The 17,149-nt window shown below is 65.7% G+C and carries 19 protein-coding genes; 16 read left to right on the forward strand and 3 right to left on the reverse strand.

The window, feature by feature from the left end; all coding sequences use genetic code 11:
* Positions 1-84 precede the first annotated feature (84 nt).
* Entirely contained in the window at positions 85-897 is an 813-nt protein-coding gene (locus AC6CIE_RS13860) for an NUDIX hydrolase (RefSeq protein ID WP_286896958.1), read from the reverse strand.
* Between the two features lie 288 nt (positions 898-1,185).
* Between AC6CIE_RS13860 and coxB the strand changes: the two genes are divergently transcribed.
* The 5 genes from coxB (at position 1,186) to AC6CIE_RS13885 (ending at position 5,359) form a co-directional block, all read left to right on the forward strand.
* Positions 1,186-2,343: a cytochrome c oxidase subunit II gene (gene coxB, locus AC6CIE_RS13865; RefSeq protein ID WP_175137072.1), complete on the forward strand. Its 1,158-nt coding sequence runs from the start codon at positions 1,186-1,188 to the stop codon at positions 2,341-2,343.
* 104 nt (positions 2,344-2,447) lie between these two features.
* Positions 2,448-4,055 carry a cytochrome c oxidase subunit I gene (gene ctaD / locus AC6CIE_RS13870; RefSeq protein ID WP_175123886.1) on the forward strand — a complete coding sequence of 536 codons (1,608 nt, stop codon included), beginning with the start codon at positions 2,448-2,450 and terminating at the stop codon, positions 4,053-4,055.
* Positions 4,056-4,085: 30 nt separating this feature from the next.
* The gene (locus tag AC6CIE_RS13875; RefSeq protein WP_217467855.1) at positions 4,086-4,211 is read left to right on the forward strand and encodes a cytochrome oxidase small assembly protein; all 126 of its coding nucleotides are present in this window, start codon (positions 4,086-4,088) and stop codon (positions 4,209-4,211) included.
* A gap of 11 nt (positions 4,212-4,222) precedes the next feature.
* Positions 4,223-4,447, forward strand: a complete 225-nt coding sequence (locus tag AC6CIE_RS13880) for a DUF2970 domain-containing protein (protein WP_056565538.1) — start codon at positions 4,223-4,225, stop codon at positions 4,445-4,447.
* 36 nt (positions 4,448-4,483) lie between these two features.
* On the forward strand, positions 4,484-5,359 hold the full coding sequence (locus tag AC6CIE_RS13885) for a cytochrome c oxidase subunit 3 (RefSeq protein ID WP_175123885.1): 876 nt from the start codon (positions 4,484-4,486) through the stop codon (positions 5,357-5,359).
* A gap of 164 nt (positions 5,360-5,523) precedes the next feature.
* On the opposite strand, the gene AC6CIE_RS13890 is transcribed toward AC6CIE_RS13885, so the two are convergent.
* Entirely contained in the window at positions 5,524-5,724 is a 201-nt protein-coding gene (locus tag AC6CIE_RS13890) for a twin transmembrane helix small protein (RefSeq protein WP_105236947.1), read from the reverse strand.
* 36 nt (positions 5,725-5,760) lie between these two features.
* On the opposite strand from AC6CIE_RS13890, the gene AC6CIE_RS13895 reads away from it, so the two are divergent.
* From AC6CIE_RS13895 to AC6CIE_RS13915, 5 genes are all read left to right on the forward strand, one after another.
* Positions 5,761-6,573 carry an SURF1 family protein gene (locus tag AC6CIE_RS13895; protein ID WP_175123884.1) on the forward strand — a complete coding sequence of 271 codons (813 nt, stop codon included), beginning with the start codon at positions 5,761-5,763 and terminating at the stop codon, positions 6,571-6,573.
* Between the two features lie 77 nt (positions 6,574-6,650).
* Complete coding sequence (locus AC6CIE_RS13900; RefSeq protein WP_175123983.1) at positions 6,651-7,226, forward strand: SCO family protein; 576 nt, start codon at positions 6,651-6,653, stop codon at positions 7,224-7,226.
* Positions 7,227-7,247: 21 nt separating this feature from the next.
* Positions 7,248-8,285 (forward strand): COX15/CtaA family protein, encoded by a 1,038-nt coding sequence (locus tag AC6CIE_RS13905; protein WP_175137074.1) that lies wholly within the window; start codon positions 7,248-7,250, stop codon positions 8,283-8,285.
* Between the two features lie 13 nt (positions 8,286-8,298).
* On the forward strand, positions 8,299-9,192 hold the full coding sequence (gene cyoE / locus AC6CIE_RS13910; protein ID WP_175123882.1) for a heme o synthase: 894 nt from the start codon (positions 8,299-8,301) through the stop codon (positions 9,190-9,192).
* A 17-nt stretch (positions 9,193-9,209) separates the two neighbouring features.
* Positions 9,210-9,815: an SCO family protein gene (locus tag AC6CIE_RS13915; RefSeq protein WP_175123881.1), complete on the forward strand. Its 606-nt coding sequence runs from the start codon at positions 9,210-9,212 to the stop codon at positions 9,813-9,815.
* A gap of 39 nt (positions 9,816-9,854) precedes the next feature.
* Here AC6CIE_RS13915 and AC6CIE_RS13920 read toward each other — a convergent pair whose 3' ends face one another.
* Positions 9,855-10,073 (reverse strand): DUF3717 domain-containing protein, encoded by a 219-nt coding sequence (locus tag AC6CIE_RS13920; RefSeq protein ID WP_175123880.1) that lies wholly within the window; start codon positions 10,071-10,073, stop codon positions 9,855-9,857.
* Positions 10,074-10,206: 133 nt separating this feature from the next.
* On the opposite strand from AC6CIE_RS13920, the gene AC6CIE_RS13925 reads away from it, so the two are divergent.
* From AC6CIE_RS13925 to AC6CIE_RS13950, 6 genes are all read left to right on the forward strand, one after another.
* Entirely contained in the window at positions 10,207-10,899 is a 693-nt protein-coding gene (locus tag AC6CIE_RS13925) for an outer membrane lipoprotein (protein WP_218342362.1), read from the forward strand.
* Positions 10,900-10,943: 44 nt separating this feature from the next.
* Positions 10,944-11,798 (forward strand): PhaM family polyhydroxyalkanoate granule multifunctional regulatory protein, encoded by an 855-nt coding sequence (locus tag AC6CIE_RS13930; protein ID WP_498092485.1) that lies wholly within the window; start codon positions 10,944-10,946, stop codon positions 11,796-11,798.
* A gap of 69 nt (positions 11,799-11,867) precedes the next feature.
* Entirely contained in the window at positions 11,868-13,241 is a 1,374-nt protein-coding gene (gene glmU / locus AC6CIE_RS13935; RefSeq protein ID WP_498092487.1) for a bifunctional UDP-N-acetylglucosamine diphosphorylase/glucosamine-1-phosphate N-acetyltransferase GlmU, read from the forward strand.
* Positions 13,238-14,626, forward strand: a complete 1,389-nt coding sequence (locus AC6CIE_RS13940) for an MFS transporter (protein ID WP_367351248.1) — start codon at positions 13,238-13,240, stop codon at positions 14,624-14,626. The genes glmU and AC6CIE_RS13940 overlap by 4 nt, the downstream gene beginning before the upstream one ends.
* 130 nt (positions 14,627-14,756) lie before the next feature.
* On the forward strand, positions 14,757-16,079 hold the full coding sequence (locus tag AC6CIE_RS13945; RefSeq protein WP_498092489.1) for a UDP-glucose dehydrogenase family protein: 1,323 nt from the start codon (positions 14,757-14,759) through the stop codon (positions 16,077-16,079).
* Positions 16,076-17,134, forward strand: coding sequence for a glycosyltransferase family 4 protein (locus AC6CIE_RS13950; RefSeq protein ID WP_175123874.1), 1,059 nt, complete (start codon positions 16,076-16,078; stop codon positions 17,132-17,134). Before AC6CIE_RS13945 ends, AC6CIE_RS13950 begins: the two co-directional genes overlap by 4 nt.
* Positions 17,135-17,149: the final 15 nt, after the last annotated feature.

Genomic DNA, 17,149 nt, shown 5'->3' on the forward strand with positions numbered 1-17,149 from the left:
GCCGGGCGCGCCACCGCGCGCGTGCCGGCAGTTTCATTTGAGGGTGACTGGGCCCGCCCCGTGGGCGTGGCCCGATTCAACGATTCAGATCTTGATATCGCCGGCGGCCTGGCGCCGCATGATGTCTTCGACCAGCACCAGGGCCGCTTCCAGCGTGAACTCGCCTTCGGCGATATGGTGCAAGGCCGTCGCGACGTCGACGGTGGCGATTTCCATGACCTCGCCATCACGGTTGGCGGGCTGCGCGTCCGGCGCCAGGATGCACGTGCTGGTCAGCACATCTTCCACCTGATAGCCCTCGGGCAGCCGGCGGTGGATGCGCAAAATCGTGCGCAGCGGCGTGCGGCGCGCGAGGTCGGGTTCGTCCAGGCCGGCTTCTTCGCCGCATTCGCGCACCAGCGCCAGTTCCAGATCCTCGCCCCTTCCTGCCAGTCCACCGACCAGCGTGTCCCACATACCGGGATCGGTCGACTTGCTGAGCGAGCGCCGGGCGACCCACAGCTTGCCGTCGGGCGTCCACGCATTCAGATGCACGGCCTTGGTCAACAGACCGAGCGGCCGCACTGCTGCGCGTTCGATGACGCCCAGCGGCTCGTCGCCATCCAGAACGTCCAGCAATTCATCGCGCCAGCCGCGCAGGCAGTTGGCTTGGCGCAACAGTTCCGCGGCCTGTTCCAGCACGGCGTCCAGCGCATTGCCGGGGGCAAGGCCCTCGCCGATACGCAGCGCCGTGTCGTCCGCGTGCGTTTGCGGCGCATCGCGCAGCGCGTCGCAGGCTGCGTGCGTGGCCCAGCCGCAGCGGCGCCCCGCTATATATAAAGCGCGCGCGCCTTCTGGGGCGGGCTCCTGCGCGCGGGCGCACAGGGCGGCATACAAATCGGGCAACTGCTTTTGCATCGTGGCGCCAAGGAGATGAGGTTGCGGGCGATTTTAAGCCACCCGGTTTACGGCCCGTAGTCAAGGGGCGAGCGCACATGGGGGCGGGCCGCATGAATTCAAGAGCACTAAATTACATCTGTTTGCGCGTCCGCTATAATCCGCCAGTTTCTTTGTGATTTCGAGAGGGAACGACAGGGCCGCTCTATCTCCCTGCATCGCCCTGCCATCTAATAATTGCGTGTTGCCCGTATTCCGGTGACTTCCGCCACCAGCAAATGGGCCTTCGCGCCGTATTTCGAGGTAAGCATGAAGAAGTGGAGAGGGATACTGGGGGCTTGTGCGATGCTGATTGGCGGCGTGGCCGGTGCCCAGGTGCAAAACATGCCCGGCGGTCCGAAGGTCAATCAGCTGAACCTGCATGAAGGCGTCACCGCGATTTCGCGCGACATCATGTGGCTGCATTGGTTGCTGCTCACGATCTGTATTGTGATTTTCATCGGCGTCTTTGGAGTGATGTTCTACTCCATCTGGGCGCACCGGAAGTCCCGCGGCCACAAGGCGGCGACCTTCCACGAACACCTGGGCGTCGAAGTCGCCTGGACGGTCATCCCCTTCATCATCGTCATCGCCATGGCGCTGCCGGCCACCAAGACGGTCGTCGCCATGAAAGACACTTCCAGCGCGGACCTGACCGTCAAGGTCACCGGCTATCAATGGAAGTGGGGCTACGAATATCTGGACGGCTCGGCCGCCGGCATCAAGTTCCTCTCCACGCTTTCCACGCCGCGCGCCCAGATCGAGAACCGCGAGCCCAAGGGCGAGTTCTATCTGATGGAAGTGGACAACCACCTGGTCGTCCCCGCCAACAAGAAGATCCGCATCGTCCTCACGGCGGCCGACGTCATCCACTCGTGGATGGTTCCGGACTTCGGCGTGAAACAGGACGCCATCCCCGGGTTTCTGCGCGACACCTGGTTCAACGCCGAAAAGCCTGGCATCTATCGCGGCCAGTGCGCGGAATTGTGCGGCAAGGACCACGCCTTCATGCCCATCGTCGTGGAAGTGCTGGCGCAGCCCGACTACGATAAGTGGGTTGAAGACCAAAAGAAGAAGATGGCGGCAAACGCCGACGATCCCAATAAAGAGTGGACGGAAGCTGAACTGGTTGCCCGCGGCGAAAAGGTTTTCGCGGCAAATTGCGTGGCCTGCCACCAGGCCAACGGCAAGGGCATTCCCGGTTCCTTCCCGCCGCTCGACGGAGACAAGGTTGTTCTGGGCCCCAAGGGGGAGCAGATCAACACCGTGCTGAAGGGCAAGCCCGGCACCGCCATGGCGGCGTTCGGCGGGCAGCTCAACGATGTCGAGATCGCAGCGGTCATCAGCTATACGCGCCATGCCTGGAGCAACGCCGGCAAGGGGCAGGACCCGACGGTTCTTCCGAAGGACATCACGCCCGCGCGCTGATTGCGCGTGGGCCGTTCCTTCACCGGTAGAACCGGTTCCGTTTAGTCAGAGATACCCTGCCGCCCCGTTGAACGGGGCTGGCACTCAGCAGGAAGGAGTCCATCATGAGCAGCGTCACTGTAGACCACGTGTCGCCGGGCCACGGCCACGGTCACGATGACCACCACCACGGCGTGCCCACGGGCTGGCGCCGGTGGCTTTTTGCAACGAACCACAAAGACATCGGGACGATGTATCTCATCTTCTCGTTCGTCATGCTTCTGGAGGGCGGCACGCTCGCCCTCCTGCTGCGCACCGAGCTCTTCGAGCCCGGCCTGCAGTTCTTCCGCCCCGAGCTGTTCAACCAGTTCACCACGATGCACGGCCTGATCATGGTGTTCGGCGCGATCATGCCGGCCTTCGTGGGCTTTGCGAACTGGATGATTCCGATGCAGATCGGCGCATCCGACATGGCGTTCGCGCGGATGAACAACTTCAGCTTCTGGCTGCTGCCGGTTGCCGCGATCATGCTGACCGCCTCGTTCTTCGTGCCGGGCGGCGCCACCGCCGCGGGCTGGACGCTGTACGCGCCGCTGTCGCTGCAGATGGGCCCTGGCATGGACCTGGCCATCTTCGCCATCCACATCATGGGCGCCTCGTCCATCATGGGCGCGATCAACATCATCGTGACCATCCTGAACATGCGCGCGCCCGGCCTGACGCTGATGAAGATGCCGCTGTTCTGCTGGACCTGGCTGATCACGGCGTTCCTGCTGCTGGCTGTGATGCCGGTGCTGGCCGCGGCCATCACCATGGTGCTGACCGACCGCCACTTCGGCACGGGCTTCTTCAATGCCGCCGCCGGCGGTGACCCGGTCCTGTACCAGCACGTGTTCTGGTTCTTCGGGCACCCCGAGGTCTACATCATGATCTTGCCGGCGTTCGGCATCGTGTCGGCCATCGTGCCCGCGTTCGCCCGCAAGAAGCTCTTCGGCTACGCCTCGATGGTGTACGCCACCGCCTCCATCGCCGTGCTGTCGTTCATCGTGTGGGCGCACCACATGTTCACGACGGGCATGCCGGTGACCGGTCAGCTCTACTTCATGTACGCCACCATGCTCATCTCCATCCCGACCGGGGTGAAGGTGTTCAACTGGGTCGCGACGATGTGGCGCGGTTCCATGACGTTCGAGACGCCGATGCTGTTTTCCATCGGCTTCATCTTCGTGTTCACGATGGGCGGCTTTACCGGTCTGATCCTGTCCGTGGCCCCGATCGACATCCAGGTCCACGACACCTATTACGTGGTGGCGCACTTCCACTACGTGCTGGTGGCCGGTTCCCTGTTCGCGCTGTTTGCCGGTGCCTATTACTGGGTGCCCAAGTGGACGGGCCGCATGTACAGCGAAAAGCTGGGCAAGCTGCACTTCTGGTCGACGCTGATCTCGTTCAACGTGACCTTCTTCCCGATGCACTTCCTGGGTCTGGCCGGCATGCCGCGCCGTTACGCCGACTACGCCGCGCAGTTCACGACGTTCCATCAGCTCGCCACCATCGGCGCGTTCTGGTTCGGCCTGTCGCAGCTGATTTTCCTGGTTGCGATCCTGCGCTGCTACATGGGCAAGGGTGAACCGGCCCCGGCCAAGCCGTGGGAAGGCGCCGAAGGACTGGAATGGACGGTGCCGTCGCCCGCGCCGTTCCACACCTTCGAAACGCCGCCCGAAGTGAAGTAAATCCCTATCCATGTTCCAGGTAGCACAGCAATGACACCCGAGCAGCGCCGCCGTAACAAGATCGCAGGACTGGTTCTTCTGGTTTTCGTCGTTGCCGTGTTTGCCTGGACGGTGATCCGCGGTTCGGCCTTGCTGACCGGCAAGGCCGTCGGCTAGGAGCCGAGGCCATGAGCGACGACCTTCGCGAAACGTCTCAGCGCAAGCTGAGTTTCCTTCAGACGATGAAGGCGGTGGCGTGGGGGTTCTTCGGCGTGCGCAAGGGCGCGGGCTACCGTGAGGATAGCGCCAAGCTCAATCCGGTCCACGTCATCGTGGCCGGACTGCTGGCAGCGGCAATCTTTGTGACTGTGCTGGTTTTAATTGTTCGTTGGGCCGTTTCCAGCCTGACTTGAATTACCTAAATCTAAATCTGTACCAGGGAGAAAGCCATGAGTGCAAGCCACTCGGTTCAAGGTAAAGAGGCACCGTACTACTTTGTCCCCGCCGACTCGGGCCATCCCGTGCGCATGGCCGTGGCACTGCTCTTCATGGGCCTGGGAGCCGCGGCCTGGGTCAACGGCGCGGACTGGGGCAAGTGGTCCGTGCTGGTGGGGTTCATCGGCGTGGTCATCGTCATGTACTACTGGTTCGGCGATGCCATCCACGAGTCCGAGACCGGGCTGAACAGCAAGCGCATCGACGGTTCGTACCGCTGGAGCATGAGCTGGTTCATCTTCTCCGAGGTCATGTTCTTTGCGGCGTTCTTTGGCGCGCTCTGGTACACGCGCACGATCACGACGCCGTGGCTGGGCGACATCGACCACCGCCTGATGCTGTGGCCGGATTTCCAGGCCGCGTGGCCGAACTTCGGTCCGGCTGGCGTGGTGGAACCGTTCCAGACCGTGGGGCCCTTCTGGCTGCCCACGATCAACACGGCCCTGCTGCTGAGCTCTGGCGTCACGCTGACCATCGCCCACCATGCGCTGCGTGAAAACCACCGCGGCAAGGCGAAGTTCTGGCTGGCGGCCACCGTCATCCTGGGCTTTGTGTTCGTGGCCTGTCAGGCGTTTGAGTACATCCACGCCTACCAGGACCTGAACCTCAAGTTCAACTCGGGCGCGTACGGGTCGCTGTTCTACATGCTGACCGGCTTTCACGGGTTCCACGTGATCCTGGGCGCCACGATGCTCACCGTCATCCTGATCCGCCTGATCCGCGGCCATTTCACGCCGGACCATCACTTCGGGTTCGAAGGCGCGGCCTGGTACTGGCACTTTGTCGACGTGGTGTGGCTGGGCCTGTACCTGTTCGTGTACTGGTTCTGACGTCGTGGTTCTGATCGCGGCCGGCGGCGCCGGCTGCGGTTGCAGCACGGGAAAGCGCGAAGGGATGGCTGGGCGGCAAGCCGGCATCCATCGCGCTTTCAGGCTATTTGGAGGGGCGCGCCGGCAATGCGGTGCAGGACCCGGGGAACCGGGACCCGTGCAGCCTATCTAAAACCGGTGCTTTCGATCCAGCCCATGTGATGGGCGAACAGCACGAACAGGAACAGGGCGACCGACAGGCCGATGCGGACCGTCAGCGCGTTGACCGTGCGGTTGGTGGTACCTTTGTCCCGCATCAGGTAGACCAGGGCGGATGCCAGACTGGCCAGTATCCCGATGAAGGCCAGAACGACGAAAACGCGCATTGTGGTCTCCCGACTATTCAGATTCAGCAACGACAGATGTCCCGACCGCATTCCACCCGCTACACGGTAGCCGCCTTATTGCTGCTTGGCCTGGCCGTGATGGTCCTGGTGTCGCTGGGGCAATGGCAGTTGCGCCGCAGCGATGAGCGACGCGCCATTCTGGCCTCGATCGAAGCGGGCCGCAAGCAAGCGCCGCTGGCGTTGACGCCGTCAACGCCGCCCGCCGACATGACGCCCTGGCGCGTGGCGCAAGCAAGCGGCACGTGGCTGCCGCAATTCAGTGTACTGCTGGACAATCGCAACCATGAAGGCCGGCCGGGCTACTGGCTGGCCACGCCGCTGCTGCTGGACGCGGCCACGAATCGCGCGGTGCTGGTGCTGCGGGGCTGGCTGCCGCGCGTCATCCAAGGCCAGGGCGAGCCGCAACTGCCGGCCACGCCCGAGGGCGTGCAGACCGTGCAGGGCGAGCTGTCGGTCCGCGTGCCGCGCATGTTCGAGCTGTGGTCGCTGAGCGGCGCGGAAACCTCCACCCTGCCCGCGGCGCTGCCGGTGGCGGGCGGCACGGTGCCGCAGGTGCAGAACCTGCCGCTGGACGCCTATGCCCGCGCGACCGGACTGAATTTTTTGCCTACGGTGCTGAGCCAAGGCGGCCAGGCCGATGATGGCCTGGTGCGCGACTGGCCCCAGCCCTCTGTCGATTTCCAGCAGAACACGTCGTACGCGGTACAGTGGTTCGCTTTTGGCGCAATTGCCGCCATTGCATGGCTGGTGGTGCTGGGGGGCGCCATCCGCCGCTCACGCCAGCGCGTGGACCAGCAGGCCCAGGCGCGCATGCGTGCGCGCAGATGACCAACGCTAATCCAGGATAAAAAGTGGCTCGCGACATTCCAACCAACAAGCCTGCAGTCAAGCGTTCGCTGACGCCCATGGTGCTGGTGTTCCTGTGCTCGCTGGCGCCCATCGTGGCGGCGTTCGTGGTCTACCTGAACCCGCAGTGGTGGCCCACCGATTCCAGCAATTACGGTACGCTGCTGTCGCCCCAACGGCCCATGCCCGCGGCGTCCGAACTGCGTCTGACCACGCTGGACGGCAAGCCCTTCGATCTGGAAAGCCTGAAGGGCAAATGGCTGCTGGTGGCCGCCGACGGCGCGGCCTGCCCCGAAAGCTGCGCGCGCAAGCTGTTCATCACGCGCAACAGCCACGCCAGCCAGGGCAAGAACGTGGATCGCCTGGCGCGCGTCTGGTTCATCACGGATGACGCGGTGGTGCCGGACAAGGTGCTGGAGGCCTACAAGGGCACGGTGATGGTGCGCGTGGATCCGGATCAGCTGGCGCGGTTCCTCCTAGCGCGCGACACGGCCGCCGGCCAGCCCGGCCTGCAGGATCCGATCTGGGTGATCGATCCGCTGGGCAACCTGATGATGCAGTATCCCGCCGAGGCGGATGGCGTGCGGGTGCGCAAGGACATCAGCAAGCTCGTCTATAACTCGCGCATTGGTTGAATGTAGGTTTTTGATTTGAATATGGAACGCATCAAAGCGCGTTATCGCAAGCTCGTCTTCTTTACCTGGTTCCTGACGCTGGACCTCATCATGTTCGGCGCCTTCGTGCGCCTGACGGATTCCGGCCTGGGCTGTCCGGATTGGCCCGGCTGCTACGGCAGCGTCACGCCGATCGGCGCGATGGGCGACATCCACGAAGCCTCGCAGGCCATGCCCTTCGGGCCGGTGACGCTGTCCAAGGCCTGGATCGAGATGATCCACCGCTATGTCGGCGCCATCCTGGGCATGCTCATCATCGGCATCGTCTACATGGCGTGGCGCTATCGCCGCGAACTGGGCCGTTCGCCCGCGCTGGCCATCACGACGCTGGTCGCCGTGTGCGTGCAGGGCGCGTTCGGCGCCTGGACCGTGACCCACAAGCTCATGCCCGCCGTCGTGACGGCCCATCTGGTCTTTGGCCTGTCGGTGCTGGCGCTGATGACCTGGCTGTCTTCGCGCGAGCGTCCGCACCTCCCGGTGAGCGCGCAGGCCGTGCGCTGGAAACCGTGGGTGGCGGTCGGATTCGGACTTCTGCTGGTGCAGGTCACCTTGGGCGGCTGGGTCAGCACCAACTATGCGGCGCTCGCCTGCATGGACTTTCCCACCTGCCACGGGGTGTGGGTGCCGGAAATGGACTTCCACGGCGGCTATTCCGTCATCCGGGGCCTGGGCGAGCTGCCCTCTGGCGAAATGATCTCGCAGCCCGCGCTGACGGCGATCCACTGGGTGCACCGCAACTTTGCCTTCGTGGTGTTCGTCTACCTGGGCATCCTGGCGTGGCGGCTGCGCGCCGCCGAGCCCGGCCTGCGCGGCCCGGCCACGCTGATGCTGGCCCTGCTGGCCGCGCAGCTGTTTACGGGACTGACCACCATCTTCTTCCAGTGGCCGCTGCTGATCGCCGTGCTGCACAATGGGGGCGCTGCGGGCCTGACGCTGGCGGCCGTGGTTTTGATGGTGCGGCTGGCGTCGGCCGGCCGCGAGCCGGTGGGGCGGTACGACCCCAATTTGGTGCGCGTTTAAAATGAGGTCCACTATGACCAGTCTTGCCGCTCCTCAATCCGGATTGCTCCGCCAGTACCTCGTTCTCACCAAGCCGCGCGTCACGCAGCTGGCAGTGTTTTGCGCCGTGATCGGCATGTTCCTCGCGGCGCCCGGCATTCCCGACATGCGCCGTGTGCTGTTCGGCACGATCGGCATCTGGCTGCTGGCCGCTGCCGCGTTCGCCATCAACTGTCTGATCGAACAGGAAGTCGACGCCCGAATGCTGCGCACCGCGCGCCGGGCCACGGCGCGCGGCACCATTTCGGCATTCCAGGTGCTGAGCCTGTCGGGCCTGTTGGGCGGCGCGGGCATGTTCGTGCTCTACAACATGGTCAACCCGCTGACCATGTGGCTGACGTTCGCCACGTTCGTGGGCTACGCCATCATCTACACCATCATCCTCAAGCCGCGCACGCCGCAGAACATCGTGATCGGCGGCCTGTCGGGCGCAATGCCGCCCGCGCTGGGCTGGGCCGCCGTTGCGGACTCGGTGCCGGCCGAGGCCTGGGTGCTGGTCCTCATCATCTTCATCTGGACCCCGCCGCACTTCTGGGCGCTGGCGCTCTATCGCAATCACGATTACGCCAAGGCCGGCCTGCCCATGCTGCCGGTGACGCACGGCAACCAGTTCACCCGCCTGCACATCCTGTTGTACAGCCTGGCGCTGATGGCGACCACGCTGTTGCCCTACGCCATCCGCATGAGCGGCGAACTCTATCTGCTGTCCGCCCTGGTGCTGGGCGGCATGTTCGTGTCCTACGCCTGGCGCCTGTATCGCGCTTACAGCGACGAGCTGGCCCGCAGCATGTTCCGTTTTTCCATTCTCTACCTGGCGCTGCTGTTTGGCGCGCTGCTGGTGGACCACTGGGTCGGCCTGTTGCGCTGATCCCCTGGAGGTTGTTGATGTCCGTGTTTTCCGCCAGCCGCCGGCTGGCCCTGCGACTGGGCGCAGCTGCCGCCGTCGCCGCCGCCCTGGCTGCCTGCGGCGAGACCAAACCCGTGTTCAAGGGCAGCGACATCAGCGGCACGCAGCTGGGCCGCGCCATGGAACTGCCCGATCACAACGGCAAGATGCGCCAGCTGTCGGACTTTTCCGGCAAGGTCGTGGTCGTGTTCTTCGGTTTCACGCAGTGTCCAGACGTGTGCCCCACGTCGCTGGCCGAACTGACCGAAGTCATGAAAAAGCTGGGTCCGGACGCCGATCGCGTGCAGGTGCTGCTGATTTCGGTGGACCCTGAGCGCGATACGCCCGAGGTGCTCAAGCAGTACGTCACGGCATTTGATCCGCGGTTCCTGGGGCTGACCGGCACGCCGGACCAGGTGAAGAAGGCGGCGGCGTCGTTCAAGGCGTATTACGCCAAGGCGCCCACCAAGGACGGCAACTACACGATGGACCACACGGCCGCGTTCTACCTGCTGGACGGCAAGGGCGAGTCGCGCGTGCTGGTCAACAACAACGTCGGGGTTGACGCCCTGACGCATGACATCCAGGCGCTGCTCAAGGGATAACGGCGGGGTTCATTGCGGCGGAACTGGCCGCCAGCCTGCTCAGACCTTTGCAGCCGCCCAGGCCGCCAGCGCCGCGCGCGCTTTATCGCCGAGTTCGGCGGCGGCGATTTCGCGTTGATGGCTGATGATCATCAGCGCGTAAGGGGTGGCCAGCGCGGCCGCCTCGGGGCACAGGCGAGACTCTTCTCCCACTGATGGCGACGTGTTGCGCCAGTAGTTGATTGCCTGTTCCAGTTGGGTCAGCGTGATCGAATCCATGGGGCCTATTGTCCACGAATGCCCCACCCTGTCCACCCTCCATCTGCCCTGCAATGAAGGGTCACCATCGCAACATGCCGAAACCGCGCGCGGGTGCTATACCACTGCCGGTTAGTTACGATGGAGCATCGTCATGAATACCTCGACCTCTTCCGCGTCGCCGCGCCGCGGCTTGCATCCGCTGCTTGCCGCCGCGGCGATCGCCGTCATCGTCATGTGTTCGGTAGGCGTCGCTGCCGTGCTGGGCTGGCTGCCGTCGCCGTCCGCCAATCCGCACGCGGAGGCCGCCGTGGCCGAGGCCGGACCCGAGGACGCCAACCTGGCGCCGGCGCCGGCTGCTGAACCGCCCACAGCCGCGAATACCGCACCGCCGGGCGCGGGCAGGCCCGCCGGCCAGATGCATCAGGCGCAGCAATCGCAGCCATCGCAACCCGCCCAGCCCCAGCGTGCGGCGGCAGCGCCGGCGCAGCAGGCCTGCGCGACCTGCGGCGTGGTCCAGACCATCCGCCAGGTGCAGGTGCCCACCAAGGACGACAGCAACCATCTGGTCGGCACTATCGCGGGCGGCGTGGCCGGCGGCGTTGTGGGTAATCAGTTTGGCGGAGGCAACGGCAAGACGGCGCTGACGGTGCTGGGCGCGGTCGGCGGTGCTTTGGCAGGCCGTGAAGTTGAGCGTAATATCAGACAGCAACAAACAGTGACGCACTATGAACTCACGGTGCGCATGAATGACGGCAGCACCCGCCAGTTCCGCAGCGCGCAGCCGTTCGCGTTCGCGTCCGGCGACCACGTGCGCGTGGAGAACAATCAACTGCTGCCCGGGTGACCCCGGCCGCCGGCAGCAAGCACCCGACTATGGAGACACCTGGAATGAGCGACCAATACAACAACCCGTTCGTCCTGCCCGGCATGGGCCAGAGCTCTGATCTGTCGGGCAACCCGCTGCTGGCCAGCATGGAGATGATGCGACAGGCGTGGGCCGGGTTGACCGGTCCCGGCGGTCTTGCCAGCAGCCTGCCCATGGCCCCGCCGATGAATTTGGAAGACCTGGACCGCCGCATCGCCGAGCTTCGCTCGGTGGAAAACTGGCTGCGCATGAATCTCAGCATGCTCTCGAGCACCATCCAGGGCATGGAAGTGCAGCGCTCCACGATCAGCACCTTGCGCGCCTTCGTGGACAGCGCATCGCGTATGGATATGGGCGCAAGCCAGGACGGCGCCGCGGCGTCGCCGCTGGAAGTTGCGCTGGGGTTGAAGCCGGCGCCGAAAACGGCGGGTTCTGCCAGTGCCGCTTCTGCGCAGTCCAGCAATGCGACCCCTGCAAGTGAAAAGGAAAATGCCGCCGCGCAGTCGGGTGTTCAACCGGAAGGCGCAGGCGCATCGGCCGGGAGCGGACCGGAATCGGCCGCCGCCATGAGCGAACAGATGGGCGCCGCGGCGCAGTCAGCGTCCAAGGCGTGGTGGGACCTGCTGCAGCAGCAGTTCAATCAGATCGCAGCGGCTACCGCTGCATCCATGCCGGCCGGCGCACCGGGCGCAGCAGGCGCGCCGGACGCCGCAAAGTCCAAGTCCAAATCCGATTCCGAGGCCCCCAAGGCGTCGGCCCAGCCGGAAGCCAAGACCGGAAAGCCGCCCGCCAAACCCGCCGCCGCGCGCAAGCCGGCCGCCGCCAAGCGCACGGCCAAGACCGCCAAGAAAAATGGGCCTGCCGACGGCAAGCCCTGAACCCATCCTTCAATCGACACGCGGGTAGGCCGCAAGGCCGCCCGCCCGTCTCTCAACCTACTGGAACCTATGCTTAATGTTGTGATTCTTGCCGCCGGACTGGGTAAACGCATGCAGTCCGACCTTCCCAAAGTGCTGCACACGCTGGCCGGCAAACCCATGCTGTCGCACGTGCTGGACAGCGCGCGCCAACTGAAGCCCGCGCGCATCATCGTGGTGGTCGGCCATGGCGCTGAGCGCGTCAAGCAGGCGTTTGAAGGCCAGCCGGACCTGCACTTCGTGCTGCAGCAACCGCAACAGGGCACGGGTCACGCCGTGCAACAGGCCGTGCCGCTGCTGCTGGAAGGCGACGGCAAGGACGACGTCACGCTGGTGCTGTACGGCGACGTGCCGCTGGTGCAGCCCGAAACGCTGCAGCGTTTGCTGGACGCGCGCGGCCAGGGCGCCGCCGTGCTGACCGAAGTGCTGGCCGATTCCACCGGCTACGGCCGCATCGTGCGCGACGCCAACGGCAACGTGTGCCGCATCGTCGAACACAAGGACGCGTCCGACGCCGAGCGCGAAATCAAGGAAGTGAACACCGGTATTCTCAGCGCGCCCACCGCGAAGCTGAAGAACTGGCTGACCCGCATCGACAACAACAACGCCCAGGGCGAGTACTACCTGACCGACGTGGTCGGGCTGGCCGTGGTCGACGACGTGCCCGTGGGGGCGGCCCAACCGGGCGCCGGCTGGGAAACGCTGGGCGTGAACAGCCGTGTGCAGCAGGCCGAACTGGAGCGCCGCTGGCAGGCCGAGCAGGCCCGCCGCCAGCTCGAAGCCGGCGTCACGCTGGCCGACCCGGCGCGCTTTGACGTGCGTGGCACGCTCACCTGCGGCCGCGACGTGTTCATCGACGTGGGCTGCGTGTTCGAAGGCCCGGTCTCGCTGGCCGACGGCGTGCGCGTGGGCCCGCATTGCGTGCTGCGTGATGTCAGCGTCGGTGCGGGCACGCAGATCGAAGCCTTCAGCCACCTGCAGCAGGCCGAAGTCGGCCGCGATGCGCGCGTGGGTCCTTATGCCCGCCTGCGTCCCGGCGCCGAGCTGGGCGATCGCAGCCACGTCGGCAACTTTGTCGAGATCAAGAAAAGCGTGCTGGGCGCTGACAGCAAGGCGAACCATCTTGCCTACATCGGCGATGCGGACATCGGCGCGCGCGTGAACGTGGGTGCGGGCACCATCACCTGCAACTACGACGGCGTGAACAAGCACCGCACCGTCATCGAAGACGACGCTTTCATCGGCTCTGACACGCAGCTCGTCGCGCCCGTGCGCGTGGGCCGCGGCGCCACGCTGGGCGCCGGCACCACCCTCACGCGCGACGCACCGGCCGACAAGCTGACGGTGTCGCGTCCCAAGCAGGTCACCGTCGACGGATGGCAGCGCCCGGTCAAGAAGTCGTGACGCAGGAACAGGAAGCGGCCGCGGGCAGCGGGGCCAAGCCCGCGCCGCCCGACGGCCTGCCGGCGCCGCGCCGGTACTGGGCGGCGGCCACCGTGATGACGGGCATCAGCTTGTCGGTGCTGGACACCACCATCGCCAACGTGGCGCTGCCCACGATCGCCAAGGATCTGAACGCGCTGCCCGCGCAGGCGGTGTGGATCGTCAACGCCTATAACCTGGCCGTCGTGATGGCGCTCTTGCCGCTGTCCGCGCTGGCCGAGCGCATCGGCTTTCGCCGCATGTTCACGTTCGGACTGGTGCTGTTCACGCTGGCCTCGCTGGGCTGCGCGCTGGCCGGCACGCTGTGGCAATTAACCGCCGCGCGCGTGTTCCAGGGGCTGGGCGCCGCCACGCTCATGTGCATGTTCGGCGGGCTGGTGCGCAACATCTATCCGCTCAAGATGCTGGGGCGGGGCATCAGCATCAACGCCACCACGGTGGCGGTGATGTCGGTGCTGGGCCCCACCATCGGCTCGGCGATTCTGTCCGTCGCGCCGTGGCCGTGGATCTTTGCCGTCAACCTGCCGATCTGCGCGCTTGCCATGTTTGGCCTGCGCCATCTGCCCGAAGTGCCGCGCAACGATGTGAAGCTGGACTGGATCAGCGCACTGCTCTGCATGGCGACGCTGGGCGTGTTCATCTCCGGCGTGGACATGATGGGCGAGGACCTGCTGCGGGGCATCGGTCTGGTCGCGATTTCGGCAGTGGCGGGTATTGTGCTGGTGCGCCGCGCCAGCCAGCAGACCGCGCCGCTGGTGCCTGTGGATCTGCTGCGCATCCGGCCGCTGGCGTTCGCGGTGGGCGCGTCGGCGTGCACCTTCGCCGCGCAGATGGCCTCGTATGTGTCGCTGCCGTTCTACTTCCAGCAGGTGCTCGGCCGGCCGTATCTGGAAGTGGGCATGCTGATGGGGGCGTGGCCGGTCGGCACGGCCATCATCGCGCCGCTGGCCGGACGCCTGTCCGACCGCTATTCCGCCGCCACACTCAGTGGCATTGGCGCGGCCACGATGGTCGCGGGCATGCTGTGGCTGGCGCTCCTGCCGTCCACGGTGTCGAACTGGCCGGTCATCGCCGGCATGTTCGTGGCCGGCGTGGGCTTCGGTTTCTTCCAGACGCCGAACAACCGCGCGCTGCTCTCTGCCGCGCCCCGGCTGCGCAGCGGCGCGGCGGGCGGCTTGCAGGCCACCACCCGGGTCTTCGGGCAGAGCTTCGGCACCGCGCTGGTGGCCATTGCCTTCAGCGTCAGCGCGGCCCACGGGCCGGGACTGGCGCTTGTGCTGGGCACGGTGTGCGCGGCGCTGGCCGTGGTGGTCAACACCGTCCGCTTCAACAAGCTGCGGGCTTAAGGGCTGCTACGGCCGCTATTGCCGCCCGGAACCCGCTCGGACCCCCGGGCGCGGGCCGCTTCTATAATGGCGGCCGGCGCCCGGTTTCACTTTCCGGGCGCAAAGATTACCTATTTGAAGGCGCACAGGCATGAAAATCACGGTCGTGGGTACCGGTTACGTAGGATTGGTGTCGGGAGCGTGCCTGGCCGACATGGGCAACGATGTCATGTGCCTGGACGTGGACGCGGCCAAGATCGCGCTGCTGCGCCAGGGCGGCATCCCCATTTACGAGCCGGGTCTCGAAGACCTGGTGCGCCGCAACGTGCAGGCCGGCCGGCTGCATTTCACCGATGACGTCGCCCAGAGCGTGGCGTTTGGCGATGTCCAGTTCATCGCCGTGGGCACGCCGCCCGGCGAAGACGGATCCGCGGACCTTAAGTATGTGCTGGCCGCCGCGCAGAACATCGCGCGCCACATGACCTCGCGCAAGCTGATCGTGGACAAGTCCACGGTGCCCGTCGGCACGGCCGACAAGGTGCGCGCCGTGGTCGCCAAGGAACTGGCCGAGCGCGGCGTCGACCTGCCGTTCACGGTGGCGTCCAATCCGGAATTCCTGAAGGAAGGCGCGGCCATCAACGACTTCATGAGCCCGGACCGCGTCATCGTCGGCGCCGACGACGACTACACGATCGGCGTCATGCGCCGCATCTACGAACCCTTCCAGCGCACGCACGACCGCCTGATGGTGATGGACGTGCGCTCCGCCGAACTGACCAAATACGCCGCCAACGCCATGCTGGCCACGCGCATCTCGTTCATGAACGAGATGGCGAACCTGGCCGAAGTCCTGGGCGCCGACGTCGAACAGGTGCGCCGCGGCATCGGCGCCGATCCGCGCATCGGCTATCACTTCCTGTATCCCGGCGCGGGCTACGGCGGCTCTTGCTTTCCGAAGGACGTGCAGGCGCTGGTCAACACGGCGTCCGAGCACGGCCTGCCGATGCGCGTCATCGAAGCCGCCGAAGCCGCGAACCACGCGCAGAAATTCCGCCTGTCCGAGAAACTGATCGAGCGCCTCGGCGAAGACCTGCGCGGCCGCAAGATTGCGTTGTGGGGACTGTCCTTCAAGCCCAACACCGACGACATGCGCGAGGCGCCCAGCCTGACCGTCATCGCCGAACTCACGCGCCGCGGCGCCGAGGTGCGCGCCTACGATCCCGTGGCCATGCACGAAGCCGGCCGCGCGCTGGCTGGCCATCAGGGCGTCAGCTTCGCCACCGACATGTACGACGCGCTGGACGGCGCGGACGCCCTGCTCATCGCCACCGAATGGAAGGTCTTCCGCGCGCCCGACTTCGATCGCGTCAAGGCCCTGCTCAAGACGCCGCTCATCATCGACGGCCGCAACCTGTACACGCCGGCCGACGTGCGCGGCCTGGGCTTCGAGTATTCAGGCATCGGCCGCGCATGAAGATCCTGCAGCTGAACTTCGAGAAAGGCTGGCGCGGCGGCGAGCGCCAGACGCTGTATTGCATGCGCGCGTTCCGCAAGGCCGGGCATGACGTCGAAGTGATGTGCCGCGAAGGCGCGCCGCTGGCCGAGCGCGCCCGCCAGGAAGGATTCGTCGCCCACACCGTGCGCAACGTGCCCGGACAGCTCGCGTTTCTGGCCGGCGCCGGCCGCTACGACATCATCCACGCGCAGACCGCCAACACCATCACGTGGGCCGTGCTGACCAAATGGCTGCACCGCCGGCCGGTCGTGTTCTCGCGCCGCACGTCGTTTGTCGTCAAGCCGGGCGACGAATGGAAGACCGGGTACAAGTGGCGCCACACGGATCTGTTTGTGGCCATCAGCGAGATGGCCGCCGGCGAGCCGCGCCGACTGGGCATCGAGCCCGTCATCATCCGCAGCGCCGTCGAACCGCATCAGATCAACACCGAGAACGTCGCCAACCTGGTGCGCGAGTTCGACCTTGAGGGCAAGAAGGTCATGGCGACCTCCGCCGCCCTCATCCGCGACAAGGACCCCGTTACGCTGGTGCGCGCCGTCGGCGAACTGGCCAAGACGCGCCGCGACTTCGTCTTCCTGCATTTCGGCGCCGGCGGCGACCGCGAACAGCAGGCCAAGGACGAGGCCCGCAAGCTCGGCATCGAAGACGTCTACCGCTTTGCCGGCTTTCGCAAGGGCGTGGAAGACTTCTACAGCATCCTCGACGTCTTCGTCATGAGCTCCGAGGAAGAAGCGCTGGGCAGCAGTGTGCTCGACGCCTTCCTGCAACGTGTGCCCGTTGTTTCCACCGACGCCGGCGGCTTGAAGGAAAGCCTGGCCGACGGCCGCGGCGTGCTATGCGCCGTGGGCGATCATCAGGCTATGGCGGCCGGCATGGCGCGCTGCCTGGATGATGCGGCGTTCCGGCACGAGGTCACCGAACGTGCGTATGAGTACGTGCGCAATGAGCACGACGTGCAGAAGATGGGGAACCGGTATCTGGCGCAGTTTGAGCGGCTGGTGGGGCGGAAGTAGGCCGCTTCATCTGCC

This window comes from Achromobacter sp. GQ309, from assembly GCF_059759315.1.

What these genes read in the sequence shown, in the direction of transcription:
- AC6CIE_RS13860 (WP_286896958.1), bottom strand. Translation starts at nt 897, where the DNA reads ATGCAAAAGCAGTTGCCCGATTTGTATGCCGCCCTGTGCGCCCGCGCG.
- coxB (WP_175137072.1), top strand. Translation starts at nt 1,186, where the DNA reads ATGAAGAAGTGGAGAGGGATACTGGGGGCTTGTGCGATGCTGATTGGC.
- ctaD (WP_175123886.1), top strand. Translation starts at nt 2,448, where the DNA reads ATGAGCAGCGTCACTGTAGACCACGTGTCGCCGGGCCACGGCCACGGT.
- AC6CIE_RS13875 (WP_217467855.1), top strand. Translation starts at nt 4,086, where the DNA reads ATGACACCCGAGCAGCGCCGCCGTAACAAGATCGCAGGACTGGTTCTT.
- AC6CIE_RS13880 (WP_056565538.1), top strand. Translation starts at nt 4,223, where the DNA reads ATGAGCGACGACCTTCGCGAAACGTCTCAGCGCAAGCTGAGTTTCCTT.
- AC6CIE_RS13885 (WP_175123885.1), top strand. Translation starts at nt 4,484, where the DNA reads ATGAGTGCAAGCCACTCGGTTCAAGGTAAAGAGGCACCGTACTACTTT.
- AC6CIE_RS13890 (WP_105236947.1), bottom strand. Translation starts at nt 5,724, where the DNA reads ATGCGCGTTTTCGTCGTTCTGGCCTTCATCGGGATACTGGCCAGTCTG.
- AC6CIE_RS13895 (WP_175123884.1), top strand. Translation starts at nt 5,761, where the DNA reads ATGTCCCGACCGCATTCCACCCGCTACACGGTAGCCGCCTTATTGCTG.
- AC6CIE_RS13900 (WP_175123983.1), top strand. Translation starts at nt 6,651, where the DNA reads ATGGTGCTGGTGTTCCTGTGCTCGCTGGCGCCCATCGTGGCGGCGTTC.
- AC6CIE_RS13905 (WP_175137074.1), top strand. Translation starts at nt 7,248, where the DNA reads ATGGAACGCATCAAAGCGCGTTATCGCAAGCTCGTCTTCTTTACCTGG.
- cyoE (WP_175123882.1), top strand. Translation starts at nt 8,299, where the DNA reads ATGACCAGTCTTGCCGCTCCTCAATCCGGATTGCTCCGCCAGTACCTC.
- AC6CIE_RS13915 (WP_175123881.1), top strand. Translation starts at nt 9,210, where the DNA reads ATGTCCGTGTTTTCCGCCAGCCGCCGGCTGGCCCTGCGACTGGGCGCA.
- AC6CIE_RS13920 (WP_175123880.1), bottom strand. Translation starts at nt 10,073, where the DNA reads ATGGATTCGATCACGCTGACCCAACTGGAACAGGCAATCAACTACTGG.
- AC6CIE_RS13925 (WP_218342362.1), top strand. Translation starts at nt 10,207, where the DNA reads ATGAATACCTCGACCTCTTCCGCGTCGCCGCGCCGCGGCTTGCATCCG.
- AC6CIE_RS13930 (WP_498092485.1), top strand. Translation starts at nt 10,944, where the DNA reads ATGAGCGACCAATACAACAACCCGTTCGTCCTGCCCGGCATGGGCCAG.
- glmU (WP_498092487.1), top strand. Translation starts at nt 11,868, where the DNA reads ATGCTTAATGTTGTGATTCTTGCCGCCGGACTGGGTAAACGCATGCAG.
- AC6CIE_RS13945 (WP_498092489.1), top strand. Translation starts at nt 14,757, where the DNA reads ATGAAAATCACGGTCGTGGGTACCGGTTACGTAGGATTGGTGTCGGGA.
- AC6CIE_RS13950 (WP_175123874.1), top strand. Translation starts at nt 16,076, where the DNA reads ATGAAGATCCTGCAGCTGAACTTCGAGAAAGGCTGGCGCGGCGGCGAG.